This is a genomic window from Variovorax sp. 01N429 (assembly GCF_056399425.1).
This window is the reverse complement of the sequence record NZ_JBFTRG010000013.1, coordinates 35436-59665: the sequence shown is the minus strand read 5'-3', so window position 1 is coordinate 59665 and position 24230 is coordinate 35436. Positions and strand designations below refer to the sequence as shown.

18 protein-coding genes are annotated in these 24230 nt (G+C 63.2%); 6 read left to right on the top strand and 12 right to left on the bottom strand.

The annotated features are described in order from the left end of the window. The first annotated feature begins 2 nt into the window (after positions 1–2). On the top strand, positions 3–1484 hold the full coding sequence (locus AC1DSF_RS21675; RefSeq protein WP_478127687.1) for an alpha-amylase family glycosyl hydrolase: 1482 nt from the start codon (positions 3–5) through the stop codon (positions 1482–1484). A 48-nt stretch (positions 1485–1532) separates the two neighbouring features. On the opposite strand, the gene AC1DSF_RS21670 is transcribed toward AC1DSF_RS21675, so the two are convergent. After that, a complete protein-coding gene (locus AC1DSF_RS21670) occupies positions 1533–2174 on the bottom strand; it encodes a hypothetical protein (RefSeq protein WP_478183411.1) in 642 nt (213 codons plus the stop codon). A 1162-nt stretch (positions 2175–3336) separates the two neighbouring features. Beyond that, entirely contained in the window at positions 3337–3681 is a 345-nt protein-coding gene (locus tag AC1DSF_RS21665) for a hypothetical protein (protein WP_478127685.1), read from the bottom strand. Between the two features lie 551 nt (positions 3682–4232). Between AC1DSF_RS21665 and AC1DSF_RS21660 the strand changes: the two genes are divergently transcribed. From AC1DSF_RS21660 to AC1DSF_RS21650, 3 genes are all read left to right on the top strand, one after another. Continuing rightward, positions 4233–5153, top strand: coding sequence for a DUF6502 family protein (locus tag AC1DSF_RS21660; RefSeq protein WP_478127684.1), 921 nt, complete (start codon positions 4233–4235; stop codon positions 5151–5153). Then, complete coding sequence (locus AC1DSF_RS21655) at positions 5150–6541, top strand: DUF5666 domain-containing protein (protein WP_478183410.1); 1392 nt, start codon at positions 5150–5152, stop codon at positions 6539–6541. Before AC1DSF_RS21660 ends, AC1DSF_RS21655 begins: the two co-directional genes overlap by 4 nt. Before the next feature lie 197 nt (positions 6542–6738). Further along, the gene (locus tag AC1DSF_RS21650) at positions 6739–8199 is read left to right on the top strand and encodes a metal-dependent hydrolase family protein (RefSeq protein ID WP_478127682.1); all 1461 of its coding nucleotides are present in this window, start codon (positions 6739–6741) and stop codon (positions 8197–8199) included. 37 nt (positions 8200–8236) lie between these two features. Here AC1DSF_RS21650 and AC1DSF_RS21645 read toward each other — a convergent pair whose 3' ends face one another. The 8 genes from AC1DSF_RS21645 to AC1DSF_RS21610 all read right to left on the bottom strand — a co-directional run bounded on the left by AC1DSF_RS21645 (position 8237) and on the right by AC1DSF_RS21610 (position 19514). Further along, positions 8237–9547 (bottom strand): TolC family outer membrane protein, encoded by a 1311-nt coding sequence (locus AC1DSF_RS21645; RefSeq protein ID WP_478127681.1) that lies wholly within the window; start codon positions 9545–9547, stop codon positions 8237–8239. Next, positions 9544–11646: a peptidase domain-containing ABC transporter gene (locus AC1DSF_RS21640; protein ID WP_478127680.1), complete on the bottom strand. Its 2103-nt coding sequence runs from the start codon at positions 11644–11646 to the stop codon at positions 9544–9546. Before AC1DSF_RS21640 ends, AC1DSF_RS21645 begins: the two co-directional genes overlap by 4 nt. A gap of 1 nt (position 11647) precedes the next feature. Beyond that, positions 11648–12847 carry a beta-barrel domain-containing protein gene (locus AC1DSF_RS21635; protein ID WP_478183409.1) on the bottom strand — a complete coding sequence of 400 codons (1200 nt, stop codon included), beginning with the start codon at positions 12845–12847 and terminating at the stop codon, positions 11648–11650. A 36-nt stretch (positions 12848–12883) separates the two neighbouring features. Beyond that, complete coding sequence (locus AC1DSF_RS21630; RefSeq protein WP_478127678.1) at positions 12884–13711, bottom strand: lysophospholipid acyltransferase family protein; 828 nt, start codon at positions 13709–13711, stop codon at positions 12884–12886. A gap of 548 nt (positions 13712–14259) precedes the next feature. Beyond that, the gene (locus AC1DSF_RS21625; protein ID WP_478127677.1) at positions 14260–15294 is read right to left on the bottom strand and encodes a fimbrial protein; all 1035 of its coding nucleotides are present in this window, start codon (positions 15292–15294) and stop codon (positions 14260–14262) included. A 1-nt stretch (position 15295) separates the two neighbouring features. Beyond that, positions 15296–17959, bottom strand: a complete 2664-nt coding sequence (locus AC1DSF_RS21620; protein WP_478127676.1) for a fimbria/pilus outer membrane usher protein — start codon at positions 17957–17959, stop codon at positions 15296–15298. 9 nt (positions 17960–17968) lie between these two features. After that, the gene (locus tag AC1DSF_RS21615; protein ID WP_478127675.1) at positions 17969–18745 is read right to left on the bottom strand and encodes a fimbrial biogenesis chaperone; all 777 of its coding nucleotides are present in this window, start codon (positions 18743–18745) and stop codon (positions 17969–17971) included. Positions 18746–18971: 226 nt separating this feature from the next. Further along, positions 18972–19514: a fimbrial protein gene (locus AC1DSF_RS21610; protein ID WP_478127674.1), complete on the bottom strand. Its 543-nt coding sequence runs from the start codon at positions 19512–19514 to the stop codon at positions 18972–18974. A 698-nt stretch (positions 19515–20212) separates the two neighbouring features. Between AC1DSF_RS21610 and AC1DSF_RS21605 the strand changes: the two genes are divergently transcribed. Further along, positions 20213–20950, top strand: coding sequence for a hypothetical protein (locus AC1DSF_RS21605; protein WP_478127673.1), 738 nt, complete (start codon positions 20213–20215; stop codon positions 20948–20950). 127 nt (positions 20951–21077) lie between these two features. Beyond that, on the top strand, positions 21078–22715 hold the full coding sequence (locus tag AC1DSF_RS21600; RefSeq protein ID WP_478127672.1) for a long-chain-fatty-acid--CoA ligase: 1638 nt from the start codon (positions 21078–21080) through the stop codon (positions 22713–22715). A gap of 27 nt (positions 22716–22742) precedes the next feature. On the opposite strand, the gene AC1DSF_RS21595 is transcribed toward AC1DSF_RS21600, so the two are convergent. After that, positions 22743–23162, bottom strand: coding sequence for a DUF4189 domain-containing protein (locus tag AC1DSF_RS21595; RefSeq protein WP_478127671.1), 420 nt, complete (start codon positions 23160–23162; stop codon positions 22743–22745). 58 nt (positions 23163–23220) lie between these two features. Beyond that, on the bottom strand, positions 23221–24195 hold the full coding sequence (locus AC1DSF_RS21590; protein ID WP_478127670.1) for a Bug family tripartite tricarboxylate transporter substrate binding protein: 975 nt from the start codon (positions 24193–24195) through the stop codon (positions 23221–23223). Positions 24196–24230: the final 35 nt, after the last annotated feature.

The window sequence follows — 24230 nt, the reverse complement described above, 5'->3', positions numbered from 1 at the left end:
CGGTGGCCAACCCTCGCTACCCGGCCCTCTATCAGATCAACACGCGCGTCACGCTGACGGGGTTGTCCGCCTCTTTGGGGCGCGCGGCGACGCTGGACGATATCGCGGACGCCGAACTCGATCGCTGGGCGCAGATGGGGTTCGACTGGATCTGGCTGTTGAGCGTCTGGCAGACGGGCGCTGCCGCTCAACGCATCTCGCGGAGCAACCCGCAATGGCGCCGCGAATTCGAGCAGACCTTGCCCGACCTTCGCGAGGAAGACATCGCAGGCTCTGGCTTTGCCATCACCGGCTATACCGTGCACCAGGGCCTCGGGGGTGATGCCGCACTCGCGAGATTGCGCGCGCGCATGCGCCAGCGAGGATTGCGCCTGATGCTTGACTTCGTGCCCAATCACATGGCACCGGACCACCCGTGGGTGGATGAACATCCCGATTACTTTGTCCATGGCAGCGAAGCCGATCTGGCGCGCGCTCCGCAGAACTACTGCCGCTTGACCACGAAGAGCGGGGAGGCGGTATTCGCCTATGGCCGTGATCCGTACTTCGATGGATGGCCTGACACGCTGCAGCTGAACTATGGCAACGCGGAGTTGCAGGCGGCGATGGTCATCGAGCTGGAGCGAATCTCGAGTCAATGCGACGGCGTGCGCTGCGATATGGCGATGCTCGTGCTGCCGGAGGTCTTCGAGCGCACCTGGGGCATTCGCGCCGCGCCGTTCTGGCGGCACGCGATCGATTCGGTGCGCGCTCGAAGTCCTGCGTTTCTCTTCATCGCGGAAGCTTATTGGGATATGGAGTGGACGCTGCAGCGGGAGGGATTCGACGACGCCTATGACAAGCGCCTGTATGACCGTTTGCGCGAGCAGCATGCGCGGCCTGTCCGAGAGCATCTGCTGGCGGGGCTGGACTATCAGGACAAGCTGGCGCGCTTTCTGGAGAACCATGACGAGCCTCGCGCGGCCTCGGCCTTTGCGCCTGAAGTTCACAAGGCTGCGGCAGTGGTGACCTTCATGTCGCCCGGGATGAGGTTCTTTCACCAAGGGCAATTGGAGGGGCGGCGCGCACGCATTTCGCCGCATCTGGTCCGCGCGCCGGTCGAGGCGGTGGACGAAGACATCGCGCAGTTCTACGCCCGGCTCCTCGAGATCCTGCATCGGCCGCTTCTTCGGGATGGCAACTGGAGCTTGCTGGAATGCGTTCCGACGTGGGCCGGGAATCCGACGTGGGACAGCTTCATCGCCTTTCGCTGGAACCTCTCATCGGGCGAGTGGTTGCTGGGCGTGGTGAACTACTCGCCTCAGCAGTGCCAGTGCTTCGTGAGCCTTCCCTTGTCGCAGCTTGCTGGTCGTATGTGGAGGTTGAAGGATCTGCTCGGGCAGGCTGTGTATGACCGGCCCGGGGATGATTTGCTCGACCGGGGGCTGTTTCTTGACGTGGCGGCATGGGGCTGTCATGTTTTTGAGGTGCAGTGGCTTGCCTGAAAGCGGGGTCGTGAGATCGAGGGGTTGAAGGGCTGCCTCGGGCAGTGTTCAACGGTCAACGGCCTGGTCCGCCGCCGGGCCCACCGCCTCCCGGGCCGCCGCCGGGACCGCCACCGCCTGGGCCACCGCCACCGCCGGGTCCACCGCCACCGCCACCGGGGCCTCCGCCGCCGGGACCACCGCCGCCACCGGGACCTCCGCCTCCAGGGCCGCCGCCGCCGGGACCGCCACCGCCGGGCCCACCGCCTCCGCCACCGGGACCTCCGCCGCCACCTGCGCCTGCGCCACCACCTCCGGCACCAGCGCCAGCGCCACCACCTCCGGCACCAGCACCAGCGCCGCCACCTCCGGCACCAGCACCTGCGCCACCACCTCCGGCACCAGCGCCAGCACCACCACCTCCGGCACCAGCGCCAGCGCCACCACCTCCCGCACCAGCGCCAGCGCCACCACCTCCCGCACCAGCGCCAGCGCCACCACCTCCCGCACCAGCGCCAGCGCCACCACCTCCCGCGCCAGCGCCAGCGCCACCACCCCCGGCGCCAGCGCCAGCGCCACCACCCCCGGCGCCAGCGCCAGCGCCACCACCCCCGGCACCGGCACCAGGACCTCCGGCACCGGCACCGGCACCAGGACCTCCGGCACCGGCGCCAGCGCCCGGGCCGCTACCACCGGCACCACCTGATCCACTTCCCGCTCCGGGTCCGCCGCCGCCCGAGGCCCCTCCCGCGGCTGCGCCGGCCTCAGGGGCTATGGCAGCGGCGAAGCCTCCTATGGCGCCAAGACCCTTCGACATCGCAGTTCCTGTTGCTCCCCGTCCAGAAGATGCTGCATTCACGCCAGACCCGGACTGCGGCGCCCGGCCTGAGGCCTGAGCTGCGTTCACACACAATGCTTCGCCAAACGGGTTGTAAGGATCGCAATGTGCCGAGCCGCCCTGGCCCGGAGCAGTTCGCGCCGCCGTTTGGACCGGAGGGCGCACAGGAGGCGTCTTCGGGGACCTGATGGCGCTCGCCGGTTCGACAGATGCAGATGGCCTCGGCTCGGAGGGCACCGCGACAGGGACCACCTCCCGACGCTCGCTTTCGGAAGTGCGCGCTGCGGCGTGCAGTGTTTCATCGTCCCGACGCGATGTGCGCACGTGCCGAGGCGCTGCGGTGACCATTCGTACTTGCGATTGCGATTGCGATTGCGATTGCGATTGAGATTGAGATTGCGGTTGCTCGTGCGTTTGTGCCCCCGTCGTCGCCTCATCAACAGCGGCAACTTGTGGCTGCGGCGGATCCGGCGCGGCGACGCTTGGCTCGGGCGGCACCGCCGGTACTTCGTTCGATGCGGCAGGGGTCGCGGCAGGAGGTTCCGCCGCAACGGCCGGAGCGCTTGCGGGCGGTGGTTCTGGCGCCGGCTTGATCGCTGGCAATTGCAATTGGGCCGATGCGGACGGCTTCGGTACAGGGCTGTACTCCGCTGCGTGCTTCAGATTCAAGTACCAGAGGACAAAGGCTGCGCTCGCGATGACGATGGCGATCAACATCAGGAGGACGGATGCATCCACGTTCTTCGGAAAATGAGCCTGCACATCGCGCCGGGGCCTGGGCGCGATCTGCCAGGAGTCCGGGGCGGCGGTCAGGGATTGGCCATGAACCGCCAGGGGCAAGTGCGGCAAGTGCGGCAAGTGCGCCCCAGTCGTCAAGGGCACGGAGGGCTCTGTCGGACCGAAGGCATTCGCCAGAGTGCGGACGCCGGAGAACTTTCCCGCACACCCCCGGCAGTACTTGGCGCGATCCCTGTTCGGTGTGTGACACGCTTCGCAGAACTTTGTCATTGCGCCACTCCGCCAGGCCCCGGTAATTCAAGGAATCGATATGAAGGCAGTGATCACGATGAGCGAACCGATCACCACCGAGAAGGCCAGGAAATCCACGGCCCACGCGCGCTCCGGCGCGGCAGCGTTGGGCCAGATGGAAGCCATGAGGTGCGTGCGCCTTGCGTGGTCTCCCGCGGCATAGAAGGCGGGCAATTTGTGCGAGCAGCACTTGCACAGTTGCGCCGAGCGCGTGTTGATGGTGTTGCACGCATCGCACACCTCTGCGGATGGCCTCCAGATTTGCATTCGCGCAAGATCCACGATGCTTCCGAAGGCGATGTCGGAGGGCCGGCGTGAAGACTCGACAGGAACAATGGCGGCAGTTGTCATGAAGGTTCTCCTCGTGTGAAGTTCATCCGGATTCATCGAGCCGGCCCTGCGGCACACGAACGCTGGGCCCTGGCTTTCCCGAAAGCGCGCTTCAGTCGCTGTTCCGTGACCGCGAGCCGCGCGAACAGTCGCAAATCGAGGTCCGTCGGCCCCGGGCCGCGCCCTTCGATCCGTTGCGCGAACGCGAGCACGATCCGCTCATGAATGGCTTCCCTTGCTCGCATCGCGATGACCCACGTCCTGCGCGAACTCATGGCGCGGACCGCGAGGAGTTCACGCGCGGTCAAGGTTCTGCTGCGTGCATCCAGCACAAAGTGCCTCGCTCGTCGACTCATCAATCTCATTCGTTGCGTGGCGGGGTTCGGCATGGGTTCCTCAGTTGCTAAAAATGTGAAAACTTCACAGATGTAATGCTCTTGTCCTATAGTGAATCCCGTGCTGATGTCAGACAGCGCCTGATGTCACTGTCCTATGCGTAACTGCCGGTTAACTTCACGGGTCCGGACCCAGGAACATCGCTATCTACGGCACTCGGCCTGAATGCCATGGCCATGAAACGGACTGCATCGAACAACGCCACGCACGAAAAGGCTCCGCGGCTGCTGCGCCAGCCGATGGTTCAAGCCCGCGAAGGCCAGCTCGGCTGGGTGCTCGAGGCGTGCGCGCGAGTGCTGCGTCCCCTGGTGAGGCTCGCGCTCTCGTTTGGCGTGAAGCACGCGCACCTCGAGGAATTGCTGCGCGATGTCCTGGTTGACGAGGCGCGTCGGGCGTGGTCCGCCAAAGGTACCGAAGCCAACATCAGCCAGTTGTCGGTCACGACCGGCTTGAACCGAAGAGTCGTGACCAGCAGGGTGCGAGAGGCTGACGCCTCCTTGCCGCAAACCGAGATGTCGGTCGAAGCCAAGACCTTGACCTTGTGGCTCGAGATGTTCGCGAACGATCCTGCCGCGCGGTTGCTGCCGATTGCATCGCAGGAAGCAGACGAACCATCCTTCGAGGCGCTCGCGCGCCGTGCGAGCCGTGGCAATGTTCATCACCGCGCTATCCTGGATGAGCTCGCGCGGCTCAACATGGTCATCGAGCATGAAGAGACGGCAGAGTTGGCGGTTGCTGCCTTCGTGCCCGTCGGCGACCTGAAGGCCATGCTCGCCTTCCTTGGCGACAACGCACGCGATCACTTGTTGGCCGGCGTATCGAATACCGTGGGCGGAAAGCCGCCGATGCTCGAGCGATCGGTTTTCGCGGCCGGCATTTCGCTGGCCGACTGCGAGCGGATTCATCAACTTGCGCGTGAACGCTGGGGAGGCCTTCACCACGAGTTGACCCAGGAAATGCGACGCGCCTTCGAAGCTGCGAACAAGCAGCAGAGGGGGCGCATTCGAGTCGGCATTTACACCTTCTACGAAGACGTCGAGGCTGAGCCCGCTGCGGCGAAGGTCGGCCCGTCCAAACCACCGAAAGTAAAAGCATGACGAAATTCCTTCCGCGCCACGGCCTGCTGTCGTTGTTCGCCGCCTTGCTGCTGTCATGCGGGGGAGGTGGCGGTGGAGGGGGCGGCGGAGCAGGCCTGGTCCTCGGGGTTTCGGCGCCTGGGAACCCCGGCGCAACCGCGACGAGCCCCGTCGGCGGTCCCGGTGGCGCTCCGGGTTCGGGGTCGGGCGTGGGTCCGGGTACGAGCGGCGACGCGAGTTCCGGGGGCAATGGTCTCGGCGGTATCGACGGCAACACGAACGGCGGCACCACGACGGCTTCGGGAGGCGACGACGGATCGGGCGTGGGCTCCGGCGGCACCGGCGTGACCACCGCGGATGCGGTCGGCGTCGGCGCAGTCGACGGCGCGGGAAGCATCATCGTCAACGGACTTCGCTACGACACCAGCGCCACGGTAGGCCACGTCGAGGACGCTCCGAATGGAATTCAACTGGGAATGACCGCGAAGGTGACTGGACCGGTCGACGCGGAATTCACGGGCGGCATTGCCCATCAGGTCGACTCCGCTGCGGACTTGCGCGGCCCGGTCGAATCGCTCGATCTGTCAAAGGGCAGCTTCGTCATCCTCGGCACGCGGGTGACGACCGACGACGCCACCGTCTGGGCCGACGCGTCCGGGCTTTCCGCGATCCCCGTCGGCAAGACCTTGCAAATCTGGGGCTTGCCGTCCGGGCCTGGGGTGATTCGCGCGACGCGCATCGAGCAGCGCGATCCCTCGACAGCCATTCTGTCGGGACCCGTTCAGAACCTGGACGCGGCGGCCCATACCTTCACGCTCAGCGGCCTCGTGATCGACTATGGCAGCGCGGTTCTCAGCGGAAGCCTGAATAACCAGCCACTTGCGAACGGCACCATTGTTCGCGTGCGGGCCAACATCGCTTCACCGGGACGCCTCGGCGCCATGCTGGTGCAATGGTGGTATCCGGTGCCGACGGCGAATGCGACGACCGCTCACTTGGAGGGCGTCATCACGGACTATGCAGGACTGGGCACGTTCCGCCTGCTCGGCTTCCCGATTGACGCCAGCGCCGCGCAGATCACGGGCGGACCAGCCAGGGGTCTTGGCAATGGTGTGAAGGTGGTCGTCGGAGGCACAGTGTCGAACGGCGTGTTGCGGGCGACCAAGCTCAAGATCCGCAACGTGCCGGGCACCGGCGGACCGGCGTCGTTCAATCTCATTGGGCCGGTGGGCGCCTTCAAGTCGCCTTCCGACTTCCGCGTCAAGGGACAACCCGTGAATGCGGGCGGGCCGGGGGTCGTGTTCTCCAACGGCACGGCGGCCAATCTGGCCAACGGCGTCAAGGTGAACGTGCAGGGCACGCAGGTGATCGATGGCGTTTTGATCGCCAACACGGTCGCCTTCGAGTGAAGATCGAACCGGAGAGTCAGCGAGCCAGCAGTCAGCGAGCCAGCCCCAGCGACAAAGGCGAGAAATTGTCAACGGCATGCGCTTGCCTTGGCGGGATCGCCTCCTCCGCCTAGGATGACGGGTCCGCGCGGACAGGCGCCATGAACGCGCCTGCCTGTCGCGTGGACTCGATCGATTGCAACGGAGAAATTTGACTCATGTACGCCTGCGCATCCCTGACAGACGACGCCGTGGTGCGCCGCGCCGTATGTCTTTGCCACCGCCCGGAAATCCAGACGCTTACTAACCGCATCAACGCCGATCTGTCGCGCCGCGGCTTCGTCGTCGGAATGGCCGCTTCCATCGCATCGCTGGGCCTTCCGTTTCGGGCTCGCGCGCAGTCGGCTTCGCCTGCGGCGCCCAGGGCGGTGCTGTTCACCAATGTGCGGCTCTTCGACGGCAAGTCCGCTTCGGTGCGTGACGGCATGTACCTCCTGGTCGAGGGCAATCGCATCAAGGGCATCGGTACAGGCACGCCGGCTGCACCGGAGGGCGCACAGGTGGTCAACGCAGGCGGCCGTGTGCTCATGCCGGGCTTGATCGACGCGCATTGGCACTCCCTGTTTGCGGCCTTGCCCTTGCCTGTCCTGCTGCAGGGCAACATCGGCTACATCCATCTCGCCGCCGCCGGAGAAGCCGAGCGGACGCTCATGCGCGGCTTCACGACTGTGCGCGACCTCGGTGGCCCTGCCTTTGCATTCAAGCAGGCGATCGACGAAGGCCTGGTCGTGGGGCCGCGCATCTATCCCTGCGGCGCCATGATCACCGGCAGCGGAGGCCATGGCGACCTGCGTCCGCTGGGCGAGCTTCCTCGCAGCCCGGGTACGCCGAGCGCCGTCGAGAGAACGGGCGCGGCGGCGATCGTCGACGGCCCCGACGAGATCCGACTGCGCGTGAGAGAGCAGCTCACGCAAGGTGCATCGCAGGTCAAGCTGGTTGCTGGCGGCGGTGTCTCTTCACCGCGCAGCCCGCTGGATCTGACCACGCTGAGCGAGGCCGAACTGCGCGCGGGTGTCGAAGTCGCGCGCGACTGGAACACCTACGTCGCCGCGCACGCCTACGCGCCGACGACCGTGCAGCGCGCCATCAACGCAGGCGTTCAGTGCATCGAGCATGCGCATCTCATGGACGAGACCACGGCCAGGATGATGGCCGACAAGGGCGTCTGGCTGAGCATCCAGCCCTTCCTCTCGGAGGAAGATACCGGCCCCATGAGCGGCCCCAACCGAGTCGCGGCGCTGCAGGTCTTCGCAGGCACGGACAGCGCCTACAAGCTGGCCAAGAAGCACAAGATCAAGACGGCATTCGGGTCGGACATGCTGTTTGCGCCGGCCCTGGCGAAGCGCCAGGGCACGATGCTCACGCACCTGACGCAGTGGTATTCCACCAGCGAAATCCTCGCCATGGCGACTTCGGTCAATGCGCAATTGCTCGGCCTGTCCGGCCCGCGCAACCCGTACCCGGGCAAGCTCGGTGTGCTCGAAGAAGGCGCCTACGCGGACATGCTGCTGGTCGACGGCAACCCGCTGGACAACATCGCGCTGCTCGCCAATCCCGACGCCAGCCTTCTCGTCATCATGAAAGACGGCAAGATCCACAAGAACACGCTGAAGGCCTGATATGGCACTGGCGGCAGCGCTGGCGGGAGCCTTGTGACTATTGCGAAACAGGCCCACCGGGCGTCAGAAGCGCATCGACTTGCGCGACTTCATTGAGGTCCAGCGTGCCCGTTTCGGCCTTGAGCTCCAGCAGCGACATCAGCGATTCGTATCGCGCGCGCATGAGGCTCTGTTGGTTGGCATAGAGTTGGTCGACGGCGCGAAGCACGTCGCCGCTTGTCCTGCCGGACACCTTGAACCCGATCCGAGTGGATTCGAGCGCCTTGTGGGAGGTCGCCACGAGTTGCGCCAGCCGGTCGGTCCGCGCGAGGCTCCATCGGAAGCGCGAGAAGTGATCCCGCGTGGCAGCTTCCGCTTGCCGGGACGCCGACAGGAGTTCAGCTTGTGCCTTGTGTTCCAGCGAGACGGCTTCCTTGTGGCGCGCATGCGTTTCTCCGCCGTTGAAGAGGGGGACGGTGATCGTCAGCATCGCTGTCGTCGTCGACGCGGGCTGCGAATAGCCCGCTGCCGCGCCGGCCGGCGTATGGTTTGCCGTCAGGCCGATCACCGGATAGTGCTCGGATCTCAACTTGCCCACTTCGAGTTCCGCAATGCGCAGCTGGATCTGTTGGCGTTGCACAGCATAGTTCTGCGATCGCGCCTGTGTGACCCAGCGTTCCGCGTCCTGTGGCTCCAGCGTTGGGCGTATCGCGGTGTCCGGCAAAGCCGACAGGAACGTGACGGGCACGCCGGTCGCCTGCTCGACCGCGCGATATTTCAGGCGTAGTTCGTTCTGCGCATCCATCTGCTGCAGGATCGCCTGCTGGCCGACGGATTCGGCTTCGTCCAGATCGATCACCGTGGCTTCGCCTGCGGCCTGCTGGCGGCGAAGCACCTCGAGATGCGAAGCGACCGCTGCCGCGTAATCCGTCGCTCTCTTGAGCTCGTCCTCGGCGGAAAGCGCCTCGAAGTAGTTGCGCGCCGCACGCAGGATCGTTGCCTGGTGCGCGTCGGCGAGATCGACCGCGCCACGCGCCACGATGAGATCCGCCTGCTTGTAGCTGGTCCAGCTCGTCCAGTCGAACAGGGGTTGCGACAGGCCGACGGTCCAGCCGTTCTGCCAATAGTCTGCCGTCGGAAGTCCATCGGTGGCGGTTCGGTTGTAGGCGCGTCCCCAGCCTGCGCTGAGCTTCGGCAACAGAGCGGCGCGCGCCTTGGGAACCGCTTGTCGCGCTGCCTCATAGCCTGCGCGAGCCTGGGCAAGATCCGCGTCGTGCTGGATGGCCGAGTCGATCACCGTCATGAGGTTGGCAGCGTTCGCACCAACTGCCTGGGCAGACAAGGCCAGCAAGAGCACCCTCAGCTTCATACCAGCGCTCCTGTCCGCCGGTCGCGCACGAGCCGACCTTCGACCAGTTCGTAACGCGTCTCGAAGGCGGATGCCAGGTGCATGTCATGGGTGATGACGACCACGGTGCAGTCCAGCCTTTGCAGCAGCGCGGCGATGCGCCGCACCGAGGCCGGGTCCAGGTTGGACGTCGGCTCATCGAGCAGCAGCAATTCGCGCTGCTGCATCTGGTAGAGCGCGCGGGCCAGGAGGAGGCGTTGGCGCTGCCCTGCGGAGACGTTTGCCATCGTGTCGCTGATGATCGTTCGCGTGCGCATCGGCAACCGCATGATGTCATCGAGCAAGCCGACATCTTCGAGCAGCGAATGAATGCGCGCCTCGTCGGCGTTTCCTTCGAACGAGGACACGTTGTCGGCAATGGTCCCGTGCAGAATGATGTCGCCCTGCCGCATGTGAACCGCGTGGCGTCGAATCTCGTCGACCGCGAGGTTGGGCCACGCAATGCCATTCAGGGCGATGTGCCCTTCGCTGAGCGGCTCCGCGGCCGCAAGCAGCTTGAAGATCGTTGACTTTCCGCTACCGGATGGTCCGGTGATGGCGATCTTGTCGCCCTTGCGGATGTCGATGCTCGCCTCCTCGAGCGTCGGGCGGTCCGACACGCCGTAGCGAAAGGTCACATCGCGCATCTCGATGCGTTGAAACTTGCGCACTTCCACGCTCTTGCGGCTGTCGCTCAATGGCGTGTAGCGCTCCGGGTCGCACTTGACGATGTCATCCACCCGGGCGACCGGCACGCTCAGCATGAAATAACCGAAGGCGGCATTGATGGAGCGTGCGAGCCGCTCCGACATCAGTGACTTGTAGATCAGGAACGAATAGAAGACGCCTACGGAGACAACGCCACTGAGCATGAAATTCGCCGCCAGCCAAGTGATGACGATCATGTCTCCGTAGTCGAGCAGCTTGAGCACGCCATCGCGCATGCTCCCCAGCCGGCTGCCTTGCAGGACCGCCGCGATGTATGCCTTGTACTTCGCCATGTAAATTGCCGTGCGCCGTGTCTCGCCTTGCGCCAGCTTGATGAGGGTCGCCGCGCGGATCGTTTCGAACAGCGCGTCATCGCAGCGCGCGGAGTTCTCCATCACGAGCGCGTGCGCATCGCGCATGGGCAAGAAGAGCGCGAAGGAGACGGCCACGTAGAGCGCAAAGATCAGGAGCGCTACGATCGTCAGCTGCCAACTCTGGACAAGCATCAGCACCAGCGCGAGCGCGGCTGCCGCCAAGTCGATGTACAGCGAGATGCGAGTTCGCGTTGCATACGCGCTGATCTCATCCTGCGCCTTAATCCGGGCGAACAAATCGCCCACGTTGCGCTTCTCGAACCAAGGGATGGGATTGCGCAAGAGATGCCCGAGCAACCCTGCTGTCATGTTGATCTGCGCCAAACCGTACAACAGTTCGACGAGGTAGCTCTGGACGAACTGGCTCAGCGCGCCAATGACAAAGATGCTGGCGAAGGTTAAGGCCAACACGTTCAACAGGTTCAGGTTGTCAGTGGCCACGACCTGGTCGAGTACGAGATTGCCGAGGTAGGGCATCGCCAGGATGGCGAACTGACCGCCCAGCGCGACGAACATCACCTTTGCGATTTGCGCGCCGAGTTGCGGATTGCATGAGCGCACGCGAGCCAACGCTGCTGGCACGCCGGACTTGGCCCGGATGCGCTGCATCTGCGGTGTCGCCGTGCACTCGAGCAAGTAGCCGGAGACATTCGTCGTGAAAGTTTCCCTGGTCACGCGCCGGCGACCGGAGGCCGGATCGATGAGGTGCACGTAGCCGCGGACAACCTTCTCGAACACCACGAAATGCGCCCCGCCGAAGTGGACGATCGATCCGCGCGAAAGCTCTGACAAATTCGCGGGGTCGAATCGATACGGCTGCACCGACAGGCCGAAATCCACGGCAACGTCGTACAAATCCATGAGCGTCAGGCCGTTGGCGGAGATCGGGCGATAGGCCGACAGCTCGCGCACTTCAGTGGCACGGCCGAGGTGCGACAGGACCATGGCCAGGCACGCATAGCCGCATTCGGCGACTTCGTTCTGATAGATCGTGCGCACGTCAGCCCCTCAGCACGCGAAACAGGGGAGCGAGAACCCACTCTGCGATCGTTCTGCGCTCGACGACGATGCTGGCCGTCGCACGCATGCCGGAAAGGATCTTGAATTGCTGGCGCTCGAATTCGAAGGTGTCGCCGCGCAGCGTCGCCCATGCCATGTAGTCGCCGCCGCCTTCCGCCGCCGACGGGTTGGGCGTGCCTTCCGTCGGAGCGGAGGCCCGCATGGTCGTCCCCGAAATCGAATCGATCCGGGCTTCGTAGCTGCCGAATCGCTCGTAGGGGAACGCGTCGAACTTGAGCCGAACCGTCTGACCCTCGCGCACGAAGCCGCGCCGCCGCGATGGAATGTGCAGCGCGGCGCGCAAGGGCCCGCTCTCGGCCGTGTCGATGACCAACGCGACATCTTCCGGTTCCAGCGACTGGCCGGCGACCAGATTGGAAAAGGACACGACCCCCGCCTTCGGCGCGGAGATTGTCATGTTCTGCCGCGCCTCTTCGAAGCGCACGCTCAGGTCCTGGAGTTCGCGCGCATGCTGCGCGTCGAGCGACGCGAGCTGCGTCTCTACATCGGTTTGCGTGCTTCGCAGCATGGCCAGCTCGCCCTGCAACTGCTGGCGCCGCGCCGCGCCCTGTGCGACGACGGCTTTCGCCTGGTGCATCTCCGCCGTGGCCTGCTCGATCCGGTCGACCATCACGTAGTCGGAGACGGATTGCAGCCGCGTGACCTTCTTTTCGAACTGGTACACCAACCGGCGGTTGTGAACGAGTTGATCGTCGAGTGCCGCAGCTTCTGCCCGCCGGCTGGTCTGCGTGAGCAGGGAAGCGTCCAACTGCGCCTTCAGGTTGCTTTTGCGTTGGCTGTATTGCATTGCGATCGTTCGAACCTGCTCGTCGCGCACCTGTTCATCGAACAGGGGGCGCTGGCGGCCGTCGCTCGACAGTGAGAGATCCTTTTCGAGAACGAACAGGGGCGTGCCTTGCGCGACGTGTTCGTTCGCCTGAACGTGGACCACAGAGACGAGCCCGGTCAGGCCCTGGATTTTGAAGTCCGCGGGAGAAACGATTTCACCCTTCACGTCCTGCTTCAGTTCGATCTCGTGAAAAAACGCAAAGGCGATTGCGACCGCGAGAAATGTCGATGTCGCGTAGCAAATCCATCGCCAGGAAATGTYGCCAAAATGAGGGAGGTGGGTCGAATCCATATGAACGCTGTCCGCATCAGGTGCAGCGTGTTCGCTTTATTTGGCTGGGGAGAAGGCGTACATGGAGGGGTGACCTCCGAGAAGCCAGTTCGGATAATTGTCGATCAATGCAGTTTCGATGCGATGAGCGAGTTGTTGCGGTGCATCGGCGTCGGCGAGCGCCATGGGCTCGAATAGCTTGGCACTGAATCGCCCCTGGTCGAAGCGCAGATAAAACGCCAAAAGCACGGCATTATGAGATGCGCCAAGCCGAAACACGCCATTGTGAATGCGCGCATTTCGATTGAACATCGAAACATCGACCGTCTGCATCGGATATTGGTGCATTGCAAATGGCGGCGCGTCGGTGAACATGGCGACAATGCCGTTGCGCCTCAGCGCCCGTGCAACACGCACGCCTAATCCATTGCGGTTTTCATCTCCGTAGGTGTACAAGACCTTGATGCCCGGAATTTGCGCATCGTCGTTCCCATAGATATGTCTGGGAACACCAGAGACAACAGAAATTGATTCAACGCCCAAAAGTTTCTGCAATTGATCTATGACATAGATGTTCGCGTATTGGGAGACGTAGTGGAATGGCGAAACGACGACGGGACGCTCCGGAGTCCTGGCCTTTAGACGAGCAATCTCATCGGCCAATGCCGCAGCCACCGTTTGCAGGTCTGGCCAGGCTTCATCGGCTCGCCGGCGCCTCCCGAAATAAATCCGCCGATCAATCAGACTTTCCAGCAAGGAGCCAGCGCTTGCGCGGCGCGCAAGCGCTGGCGTCAAGTGGAACATTTCGCGACCCATTTCAGCGCGTACCACGCCATCGGTGCGGATGCGACGACTGAAGAAACTGGCAACGAAAAACCAAACCATTATCGGCCGGCCACATACGGCCAATGGAATGCGGCCTATCAGTTCAGTCTGAATTTTGTATTTTGTGCGCGTAATCCAGTGTCGCAAAGCAAAGCAAGATTTATTCCGTTTTCACTGATGCGTAAACGGACCTTTCGGTCCGTTTACGCCTTTTTCAGGACGTCAGAAAGGAGCGGTCGGGTTACCTGGATAGTTAGGCGGCGGTGCCGGTATTGCCGGTGCTGGCGGGCAAGCTTTCTTACAGCATTTTGCGGCGCCTCCTGCGATCAACGATTTTGCAAGTTCATCCCTGTCAATTTTATGCATTTTATAACACTAGAGTTTCAGATAGTGCACTCATTAATTGAGTGCGGGCGAATGATATTTCAATTCCCGACACATCGGGGAAATCGCTCGAGAGACTTGTTTTATTCGTGCATTTCTTCTCGCTTTGGATTTTTATGACGAATTGAGTTCGATCTTTTGATGCAAAGGGGAAAGAATATTTTGATCCATTCGGTTGAACTGGATGGCACGCACGCGGTGATCAGGAATTGCGCATTGGATGACTACTTATAGTTGAGCGTGAATGTCGCGGTGCCGTCGGCGCGACCCGTCGTCACTCGGCTGCCCGTCTGAAAATAGCGCGCGGTGTACGGGAGCACATAGGCGCCATCCTTCGATTGGCCCACCAGCGCGTCGTCGCCGAACGTCACCGGGGCGGCGGCGTTGTTGTCAAGGATCTGAATCCCGACACCGCTGGCAACGTTCGTGCCGCCTTGCGTGATCTGCAGTACCCCCGGCTGGTTCGATGGGTCCTGTGTTGCATCCATGCGCAGATAGACCGTGTTCCGCATGTTCGCGCCAGCGCCGCAGTTCAATGTGATGTTGAAGTTCTGGTCGTAGTTGGCGGCAGGGGAGCCCCTGGCGCTGAAGCTGGTGAGCGGCACCTTGCCGAACCGCACCGGGATGTTGCGCGAGCCCGCGTCCACGGTGCACGAAGGAGTAATGATCGTGGTGCCGGTGCCTAGGAGTTGGGTTGTCAGTACCGAATACGCCGGGCCATCGTCGCCGTAGTAGCGGGTGTAGATGCCATGGGCGAGTGGGCCATTGCCAGTGATCGGTGCCGTCTTGATCAGTTCCACCTGGAACTGCGTGCCGACCCCGAAATGGAAGGCTTGGGTGATGTCTGTCCGAACCGTGTGCGGGTAGTAGACCGTCTCCGTGGATGAGATCTTGCGCGACAGCCGGATGCCCACGCCCGACACTGCGGTCGAGTAGACGTCGGGATAGTTCGGGTCCGGCGCCCCCTGCAGCATCACGCCGTTCACCGTGCCGCCGCCCGAGCAACTGACTATGTTCTCGGCCGGGCCGTTGGCCTGGAACGGGAACTGCCTCGACGCGATGAGGCCGCCCACCGGCGTGCCCGGAGAGATGAGGACGTTGCCCATGTCCATGTTGACGATGCGCTCGGCGACGCCAGGGGCGCGCGTGCATGCCGCCCAGGCGCCGGGCGCGCCGAACAGTAGGCACAAGGCCAGCAAGGCTGCGCGCGCTCGACCGCGCCGCAGGCCCTTCGTCGTTGAAGATCGAGTGCTGCTCATTTCATTCCTTTGCATTGGCATCTTGTGGGGTTTCTCGTGACGCAACAGTGGCGCCCGGCCCGGTGCACTGTCCGTCAAGTTCGCGGATCGGCGGCGGGTTCTCTTCGTCTGCCAGGCTGTAGGGCACGATGCACTGGTCGTTTTCGCCATGGCCCCAGATCACCTTCAGGTGGCCCGAGTTGGCGGCACCGGTGACGAAAGCCTGCCCGTCGGGTCCGACGATCCCGACTTCCTGGCCCGCTTCGTTCTCGATCTTCGAACCGAGCGGCAGAGGCTGGCCGAATTCACCCACCAAGGTCATCAGCAGGCGGTAGCCCACCGAGGTCTCGAACTTCGCGACCACGACGGCACCACGCGTCGGCACCACCTCCATTGCGGCGTTCTTCACCTCCACGGTGTCGCCGAGGTCGCCGGTGAGGATGGCGACCCGATTGACGCGGTAGGGGCTCAGGTTGGGGATCACCGCGTTGCCTGCACCGTCCGTCGCGATGCCGCGCTGCGATTCAAAGCCGACATCGTTCGCTTTCGGCGCCTGCACCAGCGCGATGGTCTCTCCGAGAGACTGCGAGAGCGTCGCGCCATCGCCATGCACCAGAACGCCGCCGGCCACACCCAAGGTGGTCTGGCCGAAACCGCTCCCTTGCGAACGACCGACGTCCAGACGCCCCACGGGCGAGAGATAGCTGGCGCTCGCGCTGCCATTGTTGCTGCCGCCTTGCTGATTGGAATGGCCGGCTGTCACGTTGTAGCTGAGTCGGCTGTCGTCGAATGCGGTGCCGTAGATGCTGGCTTGATGATTCACGCGGCCGCCTCGCTCGCTGGTGACCGAGTACTGTGCGCTGGCGCGCGTGCCGTCCAGGGGGATGCTCAAGGTCGCCATGATCTGGCGGGAGACAGGTCCGTTCAGGTTGGTTGCATAGTTGTAGAAGAGGCTGTAGCCAAACTGCTTGTAGTTGCCCGAATAGCCCACCTGCACGAGCCGATCCGTTGAGCTCGTTCCCCAATAGGACTGCTGTCGAGCCGACACGAAGACGGCACCCTTGTCGGCGATCTGCTGCGACATGTCGAAACGCAGCTCGTTGCGCCGGCTGTTGATTGGCGACGACCACACGGGGTCTCGCATCTGCACGGCTTCCTGGAAGGTGCGATAGCCGCTGGTCGAATAGCGATAGCCGGCAATGCGGAAGTTGGTGCCAGAGCCTGTGAACGACTTGGCATAGAGAAAGCGCAGCGATTGCCCGCTGTAGCCCGCGCTATCGCGGTCGGTCGAGCTCGCCGCCGAAAGGTCGACGGACACCGCGCCGAAGCCCCGCATGTTCTTGCCGACCCCGGCCAGCACGGATTGGTACACGTGCGTCGTGGACAGCGTCATGCCGCCGTAGAGCGTGTATTCGTTTCCGAGGCCGCGCGCCAGCGTGCCTTGCAGGAAGAAGGGTGTCCCTCGATCGGACTGCCCGCCATAGGAGGCAGTGCTGTAGCCATTGCGGTATTCGCCGCCAGTGACCGAGTAGCGCCATGCGCCTTCTCGCAGGAGCGTTGGAACCGCCGAGAAGGCCTGGACGAAGCGCGTCTCTCGACCATCTGCCTCGGTCACCGTCACCTCGAGGTCGCCGCTCGCAGCCGTGGGGTAGAGGTCGTCCAGAACAAAGGGGCCTGGAGCGACGAAGGTGCTGTAGACGATGAAGCCGTTCTGTCGAACAGTGACGCGCGCGTTGGTTTGCGCGACGCCGCGGATCGTTGGCGCATAGCCCTGCAGGCTGTCGGGCAGCATCGCGTCGTCGGACGAAATCTGCACGCCCCGGAATTGGGTGCTCTCGAACAAGTCCCCCGGCGTGGCGCCATCGCCGACCAGCACCCGGCCGCGGATGGACGGAAGGTCGCGCTGAATGAAGGTGTTGATGCCTTGCCAATTGCTGCGGCCATCGATGCCGCGGCTGAAAGTCGAGAAGTGACGAAAGCGCCAGTCGCCGACATTGAAGCCGGCGCGGACGCCGGCAAAAAGTGTGTCGCGCTCGAGGCGATTGCCTCCGTCGGGCCCGAACGAAGTGTTGCCACTGAAGACAGGGGTGTTCCTGCCGTAGTCGCTGCCGCTGTTGCGCGCGAAGTTGACTTGGTAGTCGAGCATGCCCGCGGTGATGCCCTTGTCCCATCTTGCGGGGTCGACCGCTCCACGGGCCGAACGATTCAGCGCGGCTTGCGGAATGCTCACGTACAGGCGCTGCTTGCCGGCATCGTAGGTGACGGTCGATTCGGGAATGACCGCGCCCAAGTCCACACAGGCATCCGTCGATGCTGCAGCCAGCGCCGGAAACACCGCCGTGTTGACGCCCCATTCGTCCAGAAGGGTGCGCGTCAGGCACGGGACGGCGTCGGCCTTGCCGTCCTGCTGGACAAAATGAATCGTGCTTTGCCCGGCGCTGCGTGCGTTGAGCGATACGTCAACGGTGTAGGTTCCGGCGGTGACGCGGTTGCCGAAGGAGAACAGCGACAGGTCGGCATGCGCCTGATCGCCGCCGATGCCGAGGAACTCCTGATTGAATGTCGAGGCGGCCACTTGCTGTTGCGCATGGCCCGGAGTTCCCATTGCGGCAAGCAACGCCGCGCAAATGGTCAGCCGGAAGGGTGCCGGGGACGGGATGGAGGAGGGGCTGGATCTTTCGTGCATGGGCCGTCCTCAGGGCTTCGCGGCGTCTGCCGGCTTTTCGACCAACTCGGTCTTGACGGCGACGGGCGTGGCACCCACAGGCACCTGCACGCGCTCTTCAGGCGTTTCGCCTCCGTAGTCGTTGATGGTGGTGTAGGAAACGCGTAGGGACTCCGGCGCCTCGACGGCGCTCAGCGGATACGAGACTTCGCCGAAAGGCGGCACGAGGTCGGCGTTGATCTGCTGCTGGCCGTCGTTGACCTTCAGACTCGTGAAGGTCACGTGGTAGGCCGACTCGTTGGCGACCTTGAGCACGGCTCCCTGCTTGTTGTCGTTTGCGCTGACCGCCCACTTGAGCTTTGTCCGTGCCTCGCCAGGTTTGCCGGCGAGATTCGATGGCCGATAGAAGAGCTTGATGCGCGTGCGCACGGCAATCTGAAGGACGTTCTCTTCGTTCGACTTCTCCGGGATCTCCTTGACGTTGAGCCAGAAAATCGATTCCCGGTCGACCGGCAGCGAGCCCCCGACGCGCATGATCCGCAGAATGTTTTCCATACCGGGGTCGAGGCGCGACAGCGGTGGTGTGACGAGCAGCGGCGTCTTGCCCGTGCCCTCTCCGGCGTCGATCCAGGCCTGAACGACATACGGGGACGTGCCGGTGTTCTTGACTGGAATGGAAGCTTCGCGGTTTTTCTCTCCGAGGATGACGCGCGTGCCTGAGAGCATCACGCCCGCACTGGCGGACCACTGGAGACCGAGCATCAGCAGCAGGCCGATGGCCCACTGACAGCGATTTTTAACGTACATACACATTCCTTCGTACGCGTCGGACACAAGGCACGAGACGCAGGCAAAAGCACAGCGGCGCGTCTGTGTCGACGCTCCGTCGGGAAACATTCAGGAAAACGAGGGGCCTGCGCAGTGCGAAGGTGCAGGACCTATCGCAGGCGTCAGGCGGGTGCGCGGCGGCTTGAAGCCCTGCAGGGCTCAGCCGGCCGCGCGTGCCGCGGGAACCGCGGACTTGCTTGTCGACTTACTTGTAGTTGACAGTGAACTGCGCAACGGCATCGGCGGGGCCGACGGTCACGACGGGGCGGGTTGCCACGTACACAGCTTGGAACTTCAGGGCGTTGTCGCCTTCGCCGAGGATGTATTCCAGCGATTCCGAGCCCAGGGCAATCTTGGTGCCGTTCGAATCGCCGAGCTCAACCGCCACGCCGGTGGCTCGTGCAGCGCCGACCGCCCCTGCATTGACGATGGTCAGTGCGGTGTTGTCGTCGCTGTCAGGCACGCCTTCGAAGGACACAGTGGCGCCCTTGGCGGTGGCGCCGCAGGCCAGGAGGTCGATGGTGAACTTGGCAGGCTGCGGTGCCTTCTTGCCGACTGCGCCGTCGAGCGCCGTGCGCGAGACGTTGCCCAGCGGCACGGTCATGTTTTGGCTGACGGGCGAAATGGAGCAAGGCGCGTCGACGATCTCACCAGTGAAGTTGATCGTGCCGTCGGCGGCAAAAGCGCCCTGCGACAGAACGCCAGCGAAGGCCAAGGCGGCGATTTGAACGAATTTAGTCTTTTGCATTTGATTCCGATGAATTAAGGGCTTGAAAAGGTTGTTGCCTGTACAGGGCGGCCGAAGGATAGCACCGCTATTTCGAGGTATTCATCGCGATTTAAAAATCAGAGTTTTCTCAAATGCGTCAATGGGAATTGGGAATGTTCCTAATTCTCTTGACGAATCGTTCGACAGTTTTCGACTGAAAGCCTGTTCCCCGCGTAGTGAAGCCGCTCTTCGAGTGGCCCGAGGGGAGACCGGATCCCATGAGCGACGGTCGAGGGCGTATTGCGCGCTCGGCCGGTGTTGAGAGGGAGATTGGACGCACGGTCGAGGTCTTTTGGGCGAGTTCCGCGCGATGGCAAGAGCGCTATTCGTCTTAAGAAGTGTCTCGGTGCCAATGAAATTGAGGAAAAAAGGTTCCAGAATCCGGAAAAGTCTCTAAGCCGCTTGAGACGGTTATGAATCGTGGTCGCGTAGCGGATGTGAACTATTGCACTCTCACTACGGATTTTTTAGTTCCTCATGGCCTTTATTTTTTGAATTTAATTCATTAAAGAGACAGTCATGAAAAAGAATGTTTCTGATGAAACAAAACCCAAATGGGGCGACGCCAATTCGTTCAGATGCAGCCAAAGGCGCAAGGCGGCGGCTGATGCGGCAGTTCCGGTGGAGCAGCCCCGGAATCGCCGAACCGCGCTTTCACCTGCCCTACACTGGTCCCGATGAGAAACCCTCGTCAACCGCAAACGGTGCAAGACGTCCTCACCTCCCATTTCTGGAGCGGCGATGCCATCCGCAGCCGAAGCGTCAGCGACCTTGTGCTTTCGGGCCTGGTCGACATACCTTCCCCTGCGGCAAGGCTCACGGCGGATTGGGAGAGGGAGGTCTTGCGACTGGGCCTGGAACCTGGGGACGTCGAAGCCTTGTCCCTGGCGAGAGCACGTGCGCGCTGGCCGGACTTCAGGCGAACCGTGCAGTCCACATCCGAATGGGCGCGCTCGCTGGGTCTGCATGAAGCACTCGCCGAATCGGACATGGCGCTCATGGCCTGCCGCGGCGCGAGATATCACCATGACGGCGAGCAGTATGGAAGCGCGGCGTTCTGCAATCTCTTCCTGAGCGAGGACATGGGGCTGGACGTGCATTTCTTCGCCAGCGGCGATCGAATCCCACTGAGACGAGGCACGGCCATCATCTTTGACACGTGCCAGCCGCACGGCGTCGTTCAACGAGGCGGGGAGAGCTTCGACCCCGTCGATTTCGCGTCTCTCGATTGCACGCAGGTGTTTCTGACTTGGGAACTGCCGATCGAGGATGCGCACGTCGCGCGCATGCTCGGCGTGACCTTCGACGTCGATCCCGCCACCTCGTTGCAAATGGACGAAGAGCAAGTTCGCCGGGGCGGCAAGCGCTTGCGTGTGTGTCCGCAAACGGGGCGATGGGCGCCCGTGGAGCCTTGACTCACGATTCGGCGGGCTTGCGAAGTTGGCGAATCAACTGAGATGCGGAACGGCGTTTCCATAGTACAAAGCCATCGAAAAGCCACAAAGCCACAGGCCACAAGCCGCCAAGCAAGGAGACAACGCCATGTTGGGACTGATGCAGGATCGGCCTTTGCTGATCTCCTCGCTGGTGGAGCACGCGGCCACCTTTCATCCTTCGACCGAGATCGTTTCTCGCAGACCCGAGGGTGGAACGCACCGCACCACCTGGCTCGGCATTCGCAATCAGGCGTGTCAGGTCGCTGGTTTGTTGCGCGAACTGGGCGTCCGGCAGGGGGACCGGGTCGCCACGCTGGCCTGGAACTCCGATCGTCACCTGGCGCTTTACTACGGCGTGTCGGGGTCTGGCGCCGTTTTGCACACCGTCAATCCGCGGCTTTTTCCGGACCAGATCGACTACATCGTGAATCACGCCGAGGACGAAGTGCTCTTCTTCGACGCCTGCTTCGCGCCGCTTGTCGAAAAGCTCGCGCCTCGATTCACGACCATCAAGCACTTCATTGCCCTCTGCGGGCGCGAACACTTGCCGAAGACTTCGCTGCCAAACCTGCGCAGCTTCGATGAACTGGTGGCTGCGCAGAGCACGGACTATGACTGGCCCGAGTTCGACGAGCGCACGGCTTCGTCGCTCTGCTACACCTCCGGCACGACGGGCAATCCCAAGGGCGTGCTGTATTCGCATCGCTCGACGGTGCTGCACGCGTTGATGGAACTCGCGCCGGACACTTTCGGCCTCAACTCCAGTGAGAGCTTGATGCTGATCGTGCCGATGTTCCATGCCAATGGCTGGGGCACGCCGTATGGCGCGGCAATGGTCGGCGCCAAGCTCGTGCTGCCGGGCCAGTTCCTGGATGGCAAAAGCGTCTTCGAGTTGATGCGCGACGAGAAGGTGACTTTCTCGCAAGGTGTGCCTACCGTCTGGCTCATGTTTTTTCAATACGTCGATGCCAACCCCGATGTCGACATCTCAGGGTTGTCGCTCAAGCGGGTCGGTATTGGGGGTGCGGCCGTGCCGCGCGCAATGCTGGAGCGCTTCGAAGGCCAGTTCGGCGCAGAGGTCGTGCAGGGCTGGGGCATGACGGAGACCAGCCCGATCGGCGTCATCAGCAAGCTGTTGCCAAAGCATCAGGCGCTTTCCGGCGAAGAACTGGTCAAGGTCAAGCTCAAGCAGGGAAGGGGCGTGTGGGGCGTCGACCTGAAGATCGTCGACGACGCCGGCATGCCGCTGCCCTGGGATGGCCAAGCCTTCGGACATCTGCGCGTGCGCGGGCCCTGGATCGCCAGCGGCTACTACAGGGCAGAAGGCGGCGTGGTGATCGACGATGAAGGCTTCTTCAGCACCGGCGACATCGCGACCATCGACCCGGATGGATTCCTGCAACTGGTCGATCGCGCGAAGGACGTGATCAAGTCGGGCGGCGAATGGATTTCATCCATCGACGTCGAGAACGCCGCCGTGGGTTGCCCGGGCGTGGCGGAGGCGGCCATCATCGGCATCGCGCATCCCAAATGGGGGGAGCGTCCACTGCTGCTGATCGTCAAGCGTCAGGGCGCCGATGCCAGCAAGGAAGCAGTGCTGGATTTCCTCGCCGGACGCATTGCCAAATGGTGGTTGCCAGACGATGTGGTGTTCGTCGATGAACTCCCGCACACTGCCACAGGCAAGCTTCTCAAGACGAAGTTGCGCGAGCAGTTTCGCGATTACAAGTTGCCTACTGCGTGAGTCGAAGACCTGAGAGCCTTCATTGGCTCAGCGCGGCGAACACACGCTGACGACCAGCTTGCAGGGCTCCGTGGGAAGGTGGTTGTCGCACTCCCTGACGGCCGCCACCCCGGCATCGCTCGCGGTACGAGCAAGTGCGGTGCCCCATTCGCCATAGTTGCCGGTCGCCAGTGCGCCGCAAGTCCGATCGAAGTACGCGCGGACCACGCAAGTGCCCGGACGTCCCGCCGCGCGATCGCATTGGGCGCGTGCCGTGCGCTCGGCTTCTTCGCGGGATGGGTGGTTGTAGGAGAAGCCGTACCAGCCTGACATGGCTGCAATCGCGCCCCAACTGGGGCTGGAGGCCGGTTCGGCGCGGGCTGGTGAAACGGCGATGCCGGTCGGGCCGAAAGCAAGCAGGAGTATCAGCGCGGCAGACGCGCGTACCGCGTCGGATCGAAAGTTCATCCGGCAAAGCTTAGCGCCTGCAAGCTGCCAATCCGGTCCGCGCTCCCGCCTTTACCTTTTACTCAGCCTCGATCCCCGCCGCCTTGACGATGCTTCCCCACTTCTTCGATTCGGCCGCCTGGAACTTCGCCATTTCTTCGGGCGAGTTCGTGAACACCTCGGTGCCGGTCGGCTCATAGAAGGCCGTCTTCGCGGCTTCGGTATGGGCGGCCTTGACCAGCAGTTCGTTCAGCCGCTTGACCACGGCGGGTGGCGTCTTCGCCGGCGCGTATGCGGCAAACCAGTAGCCCATTTCGTAGCCCTTCACCCCCGCCTCGGCGATGGTTGGAACATCCGGCGCAAGGGGCGAGCGCTTGCTGCTGGACATGCCCAACGCGCGCAGCTTGCCGGACTTGACCTGCGGCAGTCCGGTCGCGGTGTCGGTGATCATCATATTGATCTGGCCGCCGAGCAGATCCGTCACCGCCAGCGTGTTGCTCTTGTATGGCACATGCAGCAGCTTGATGTCGGCCATCTGCTGCAGCAGTTCGCCCGCCATGCGGCTGGACGAACTGCCGCTGCCGAAGCTGTACTTGCCGGGTTCCTTCTTCGCAAGCGCGATGAATTCGGCGACCGTCTTCGCAGGGAATGAGGGGTTGACCACCATGATCTGTCCGCCCTTGCCCAGCGCGGTGATCGGCGCAAAGTCCTTCACGGGGTCATAGGGCAGCTTCTTGAAGAGGTGCTCGTTGGCTGCGTGCGTGGTGTTGGTGGTGATGAGCACGGTGTAGCCGTCCGGCGCCGCCTTGGCCACGTTCTGAGCGGCGATGAAGCCGTTGGCGCCAGCCCGGTTGTCGATGACCACGGCCTGCTTGGTTTCAGCCGCGACCGCGTTGCCGATGGCCCGCGCGATCTGGTCGGTCGCGGTGCCGGCAGCGAAGGGCACGACGAAGGTGATGCTCTTTTCAGGAAACCCATCGGCCTGCGCCAGCACAGGCGCGAGGCCAAGGGCAGTGATCGCGGCAGCGAGTGCGATCGAGTGAATGCGGGTCATGTCTTGTTGTCTCCGGATGGTGGTTGAATTCAAAA

What these genes read in the sequence shown, in the direction of transcription:
- AC1DSF_RS21665 (WP_478127685.1), bottom strand. Translation starts at nt 3,681, where the DNA reads ATGACAACTGCCGCCATTGTTCCTGTCGAGTCTTCACGCCGGCCCTCC.
- AC1DSF_RS21660 (WP_478127684.1), top strand. Translation starts at nt 4,233, where the DNA reads ATGAAACGGACTGCATCGAACAACGCCACGCACGAAAAGGCTCCGCGG.
- AC1DSF_RS21655 (WP_478183410.1), top strand. Translation starts at nt 5,150, where the DNA reads ATGACGAAATTCCTTCCGCGCCACGGCCTGCTGTCGTTGTTCGCCGCC.
- AC1DSF_RS21650 (WP_478127682.1), top strand. Translation starts at nt 6,739, where the DNA reads ATGTACGCCTGCGCATCCCTGACAGACGACGCCGTGGTGCGCCGCGCC.
- AC1DSF_RS21645 (WP_478127681.1), bottom strand. Translation starts at nt 9,547, where the DNA reads ATGAAGCTGAGGGTGCTCTTGCTGGCCTTGTCTGCCCAGGCAGTTGGT.
- AC1DSF_RS21630 (WP_478127678.1), bottom strand. Translation starts at nt 13,711, where the DNA reads ATGGTTTGGTTTTTCGTTGCCAGTTTCTTCAGTCGTCGCATCCGCACC.
- AC1DSF_RS21625 (WP_478127677.1), bottom strand. Translation starts at nt 15,294, where the DNA reads ATGAGCAGCACTCGATCTTCAACGACGAAGGGCCTGCGGCGCGGTCGA.
- AC1DSF_RS21620 (WP_478127676.1), bottom strand. Translation starts at nt 17,959, where the DNA reads ATGCACGAAAGATCCAGCCCCTCCTCCATCCCGTCCCCGGCACCCTTC.
- AC1DSF_RS21615 (WP_478127675.1), bottom strand. Translation starts at nt 18,745, where the DNA reads ATGTACGTTAAAAATCGCTGTCAGTGGGCCATCGGCCTGCTGCTGATG.
- AC1DSF_RS21610 (WP_478127674.1), bottom strand. Translation starts at nt 19,514, where the DNA reads ATGCAAAAGACTAAATTCGTTCAAATCGCCGCCTTGGCCTTCGCTGGC.
- AC1DSF_RS21605 (WP_478127673.1), top strand. Translation starts at nt 20,213, where the DNA reads ATGAGAAACCCTCGTCAACCGCAAACGGTGCAAGACGTCCTCACCTCC.
- AC1DSF_RS21600 (WP_478127672.1), top strand. Translation starts at nt 21,078, where the DNA reads ATGTTGGGACTGATGCAGGATCGGCCTTTGCTGATCTCCTCGCTGGTG.
- AC1DSF_RS21595 (WP_478127671.1), bottom strand. Translation starts at nt 23,162, where the DNA reads ATGAACTTTCGATCCGACGCGGTACGCGCGTCTGCCGCGCTGATACTC.
- AC1DSF_RS21590 (WP_478127670.1), bottom strand. Translation starts at nt 24,195, where the DNA reads ATGACCCGCATTCACTCGATCGCACTCGCTGCCGCGATCACTGCCCTT.